The organism is Arthrobacter sp. HMWF013 (genome assembly GCF_003061105.1).
In the GTDB taxonomy this organism is placed as follows: Bacteria; Actinomycetota; Actinomycetes; order Actinomycetales; family Micrococcaceae; genus Arthrobacter.
Map to the genome: position 1 here is coordinate 774 of NZ_QAIQ01000645.1, position 5,292 is coordinate 6,065.

Below are 5,292 nucleotides of genomic sequence, written 5' to 3' on the forward strand. Positions count from 1 at the left end.
CCGGTCTCCTTCAATGTGGGTTTGCGCGTAGTCCAGGAGCATGGCTGCAGCCGGCCTGGCTGCCCATTCTTCCGGCCAGCCCGAGCGGGCCACGGCACGGCTCACCGATTGCTCAGTTATTCCCAGGTCAAGGGCCACCTGTTTCTGGCTGCCGTGCCTTCCGTCCGCGCTTTGGAGCCCGCGGAGCCGATCGACGACGCGCCACTGGGCTTCTGTGCGTTGCTGCACCACGCGTCCGATCAGGCGAAGCACCGCCTGGGCATGCGCACTGGCCATGGATCCTTCCCCGGCTGAGGGAGAGGTTCCCCGTCCACGGCCCATGTTGCCGGACACCACTGACAACGGAACCTGGCTGGCCACGCTCTTTGCCAGTTCGACTGCCTTCCGCGCCGCCACAAACCCGCTACCGGATCCTTCCCGCGGGCTGCCGCCCGGCGTCAGCTGCACAGTTCCAATACCGATACCCACGTACCAGTAGCCGCTCCGGAGTGCATGTAACGCGATCTCCACCACCTCGGCGGAATGTTCCACCACGCCCTGGAGCTCATCGCCTACGGAACGCTCAAACGGGGCGGAGGTCAGGCTGCGCAGGGCAGTGATTAACCCAGGGACCCTGTCGATGTCATGGGTGCTGCCGCGCTGGTCAATGGTCAGAACGTACATGAGATAACCCTACGCAGCTGATCTGTAATAATCAATCAAAAATAGCTGATTATTAAAAATCAGCCGAAAAAGGCTGACTTCGAAATATCACCCGGTAAAGCACCTGCGGGACATCAGACCGAACCCGTCGCGGTGAGTTGGGAGGTCGCAGCGATCTGCCGGGCTGCGCTCCAGGCGATCCACCCGCCCGCGACGGCCAGGACCAGCGCCCCTACAGACTGGGTTGGCAGGCTGCTGCCGGTAGTCGCCCGTCCCAGGACTGCACCCAGAACATAGAACAGCACTGTGCCGGCAGCCCACAGGGCCCCGGCCCAGCGCGGCAGCACGTTGGATCGCCAGACCGCGAGCCCCAGGACCAGGCTGCCGATGACCGAAAGCAGGAGCCCCAGCAGGAACGCCCAGGTCAGGGCGTCAGGGAATTCCAGCTGCATCACGTCACGGTTTCCGGCCAGGTAGGCCTTTCCGATGGCGGGGGTGGCGAAGGTGGAAATCACGGCCGGGACCAGCAGCAAAGCATTGCCGGCGGCCCCAAGGACCAGCCCGGCCAGTGCCATGCCTGCGGCCCGGCTGGTGGCCAGGAAACAGCCCAGGGCGAAGACACCGAAGAGGGCCAGGATGGTGCCTCCGGTGCCGCCGATCAGATGACTGACCTGGTAGGAATCGGTGCTGACAAAGCGTGCCCAGGCTTCCGGGTCCTGCGCCTGGTCCGGCTGGGGGTCCAGGCTGGACCATGCGGTCAGCAGCCAGGAGACAGGGAGCGCCCACAATCCTGCCTGGATCCAGCGGCCGATGATCCCGGAATTCGACGTGCCCACATCTGATCGTATTTTCGGCGGCAATCACGCCAATAGGGCCATAAGACTCGCCTGCGCTCCCCCGCAGCCGCCTAACCGAACAGGTTCACTGGCTTCACGATGTCTGCGTAGATCAGCAGCGCACTCATGCCCATCAGCAAAGCCGCCACGACGTACGTCACGGGGAGCAGTTTGGCGATATCGAACGCGCCCGGATCCGGCTTCCCGAACAGCTTGGCCACACGCCGCCGTGCCCCCTCATAAAGCGCACCGGCCACATGGCCGCCGTCGAGCGGGAGCAGGGGGATGAGGTTAAAGACCGCGAGCGCAAAGTTCAGCCCGGCCAGCAAACCCACCAGAGCGCCCAGCCGGGACTGCAGCGGCACCTCTTCCATGGCCGCCACTTCGCCGGCCACACGGCCCACGCCGACCACGCTGATGGGGCCGTTGGGATCGCGTTCTTCCTCGCTGAACGCCGCCTTGGCAACACCGACCACGCGCGCCGGCAGGTTGAACACGACGCCGGCTACCTGCCTGATGTTTTCGCCCGCCATGGGCAGGACGGACGACGCCGGCTGGGCAACCAGTTCTGTCTTCGCGCCGATGCCCAGGAAGCCGACGTCCTGGTACAGGAGGGTGCCGGCGTCGTCCTTGGCCTGCCGGCCGTCCACGCCCACCACGGGCCGTGCGGACAGCACCGGTGTCACGGTGGTGGTGACGGGGGCGCCGTCGCGTTGCACGGTGATGCTGACTTCCCGGCCGGCGGAGGCGCGGATCCATTCGGTCAGCTGGTCCCAGCCGGTGACTGCTTTCCCGTCAAAGGCGGTCACTACGTCGTTGGGCAGGAGTCCGGCCGCGGCGGCCGGCGTCAGCCGGCAATCGGGCGAGTCCGGATCGACCGTCTCGCCGGCGGCCACCTGGCACTTGGAGACATCGGAGATGGTGGTGGTGGCCGTGGCCACGCCAAACCCCATCAGCAGGACCGCTGTCAGCACCACGCCGATCAGCAGGTTCATGGCGGGCCCGCCCAGCATAACGATGATCTTCTTCCACACGGGCAGCCGGTAGAACACGCGGTTGCCGTCCTCCGGGCCTACCTCCTCATGGGCCATGGACCGGGCTTCGGTGGCCAGGGTCTGGAACATGCCGGTGCTGGAGGGCCGGACCGAACCGTCGTCCTTGTTCGGCGGGTACATGCCGATCATGGACACGTAGCCGCCCAGCGGAATGGCCTTCACTCCGTATTCGGTCTCACCCTTCCGCCTGGACCAGAGGGTGGGGCCAAAACCGATCATGTACTTGGTGACGCGCACCTTGAAAAGCTTGGCGGGCACCAGGTGCCCCACTTCGTGGAGCGCGATGGACACGGCTATGCCGATCGCCACGAAGACGACGCCGAGGATAAAAAGGATGACGGGACTCATGCGTGGATCTGCTGCTTCCTAGAGACTGCTGACTGCTAAACGTTCGTGGGCGCGCGCTCGTGCCCATTTTTCAGCATCCAGTACCGACTCCAGTGTCAGCCCGGAAGATCCTGAATGTTCGCTGAGGACAGCATCGATGGTGTCAACGATCCCGGTAAACCGGATGCGCCCGGCATGGAAGGCCGTGACCGCTTCCTCGTTCGCGGCGTTGAAGACGGCCGGGAAGGTGCTTCCCTGTTTGGCAGCGTCCTTGGCCAGGTTCACCGCCGGGAAGGCCGCGGAGTCCAGGGGTTCGAACGTCCAACTGGTTGCCTTCGTCCAGTCGCAGGCAGCGGCGGCCTGGGGGACCCTGTCCGGCCAGCCCATGCCGAGGGCGATGGGCAGGCGCATATCCGGCGGGGAGGCCTGGGCGATCACTGACCCGTCAACGAACTGGACCATGGAATGGACCACGGACTGCGGGTGGACCACTACCTCGATCCGGTCCAGGGGTACGTCGAACAGCAGATGGGCTTCGATGAGCTCCAGGCCCTTGTTGACCAGCGTGGCCGAGTTCGTGGTGACCATCAGCCCCATGTCCCAGGTGGGATGCGCCAAAGCCTGTGTCGGGGACACGTCGTGGAGCTCATCCCGTGTCCGGCCGCGGAAGGGCCCTCCCGATGCGGTCAGGATGAGTTTGTCCACCTCTTCCGCTGAACCGGACCGCAGGCACTGCGCTATGGCCGAGTGCTCCGAGTCAACCGGAACGATCTGGCCCTCCCGCGCTGCGGCCTTAACCAGCTCGCCGCCCACAATCAGTGATTCCTTGTTGGCCAGGGCCAGCGTTGCACCCGACTTCAGTGCCGCCAGCGTGGGGGCGAGTCCGATGGAACCGGTGATGCCGTTCAGGACCACATCGGCGTCCACCGCTGCGATCCGGGCCGAGGCGTCCGGGCCGGAAATGATTTCGGGCCGGTAGCCGTGCCGTCCCGCGCTCCGGGCAGCCTCGGCGATCAGGGTCTGAAGCTGCCGCGGATCCCCCGCGGCGATTCCCACCACGGGCACTTCGGTGTGGACGGCCTGGCGGGCCAGAAGCTCGAGGTTACCGCCGCCTGCGCTCAGTGCCACGACCTCGAAAAGGTGGGGGGCGCCGTCGACGACGTCTATCGCCTGGGTGCCGATGGAACCGGTGGATCCAAGGATGACGATTCTGCGTGGCTGCATGGGTTAAGTATCCCGCACGGCACGTATGGTCGGTTCCGGAACGGGAACTGGAGCCGCAGGACCGGCGGGCGTAACGTGGATTGCGTGGACTGGGTTGCCTGGTTCGATGCTCCGGAGTACGGATTCGCCCGGCAGGTGCTGCAACGGGGCGTGGCGGCGTTGTACTTTGTTGCGTTCCTGTCCACCCTGAACCAGTTCCCGGCGCTCCTGGGTGAGCGCGGCCTGCTGCCCGTCCCTGATTACCTGGAGAGTTTCAGCGCCCGGCGCCGGCCCACCCTTTTCCGGTGGCGGTATTCGGACCGGCTGCTGCGGGCGGTCTGCGTCGCCGGGCTCGCCATTTCCGCCCTCCTGGTGGCCGGTGTCCCCCAGCTGGGGCCGCCGTGGGTTCCCCTCATCGCTTTCCTGTCCTTGTGGCTGCTGTACATGTCGATCGTGAACGTGGGCCAGACCTTCTATGGTTTCGGCTGGGAGATGCTGCTGCTGGAGGCCGGCTTTACCGTGGCGTTCCTTGGCTCGGACCAGACAGAACCGCCCCGCACCATCCTGATCCTGGTGGCGTGGCTGGTGTTCCGGCTGGAGTTCGGTGCCGGGATGATCAAGATCCGCGGCGGCAGGGAATGGCGCGACCTGACTGCCCTTTACTACCACCACGAGACCCAGCCGATGCCCGGTCCGCTCAGCCGGCATGCGCACCTGCTGCCCAAACCTTTCCACCGGCTCGAAGTCCTGGGCAACCACTTCGCGCAGCTGGTGGTGCCCTTCTTCCTGTTCGCCCCGCAGCCCGTGGCGAGCGTGGCCGCAGGCATCATCATCTTCACCCAGCTGTGGCTGGTGGCCAGCGGCAACTTTGCCTGGCTGAACTGGATAGCGATTGTGTTGGCGTTCTCCGCGGTAAGCGATCAGGCAGCGCACGCGGTGCTCCCCTTCCTGCCGTTGGACTGGCATCCGCTCGAAGGCAGCCGCGGGAATCCCCCGTACTGGCTCGCGATCACCCTGCTGGCGACGCTGCTGCTGGTGGTCCTGAGCTACTGGCCGCTGCGCAACCTCCTGTCCAGGCAACAGCTGATGAACGCGAGCTTCAACCGCTGGCAGCTGGTCAACACGTATGGTGCGTTCGGCACGGTGACCAAACAGCGGATTGAGATCGTGGTGGCAGGCACCCTGGACGGGGAGCCGGACGAGTCCGCCGACTGGCGCGAGTACGGGTT

Annotated in this window: 5 protein-coding genes; 1 reads left to right on the forward strand and 4 read right to left on the reverse strand. The window is 65.5% G+C overall.

The window, feature by feature from the left end:
• From DBR22_RS21375 to dxr, 4 genes are all read right to left on the reverse strand, one after another.
• On the reverse strand, positions 1 to 663 hold a 663-nt coding region (locus tag DBR22_RS21375), incomplete at its 3' end, for a MarR family transcriptional regulator (protein WP_108600650.1).
• Positions 664 to 776: 113 nt separating this feature from the next.
• Positions 777 to 1,478, reverse strand: coding sequence for a hypothetical protein (locus DBR22_RS21380; protein ID WP_108600646.1), 702 nt, complete (start codon positions 1,476 to 1,478; stop codon positions 777 to 779).
• 71 nt (positions 1,479 to 1,549) lie between these two features.
• Complete coding sequence (locus tag DBR22_RS21385; protein ID WP_108600647.1) at positions 1,550 to 2,881, reverse strand: M50 family metallopeptidase; 1,332 nt, start codon at positions 2,879 to 2,881, stop codon at positions 1,550 to 1,552.
• 18 nt (positions 2,882 to 2,899) lie between these two features.
• Complete coding sequence (gene dxr / locus DBR22_RS21390) at positions 2,900 to 4,084, reverse strand: 1-deoxy-D-xylulose-5-phosphate reductoisomerase (protein WP_108600648.1); 1,185 nt, start codon at positions 4,082 to 4,084, stop codon at positions 2,900 to 2,902.
• 84 nt (positions 4,085 to 4,168) lie between these two features.
• Here dxr and DBR22_RS21395 point away from each other — a divergent pair.
• A partial coding sequence (locus tag DBR22_RS21395; protein WP_108600649.1) for a lipase maturation factor family protein occupies positions 4,169 to 5,292 on the forward strand: 1,124 nt, incomplete at its 3' end.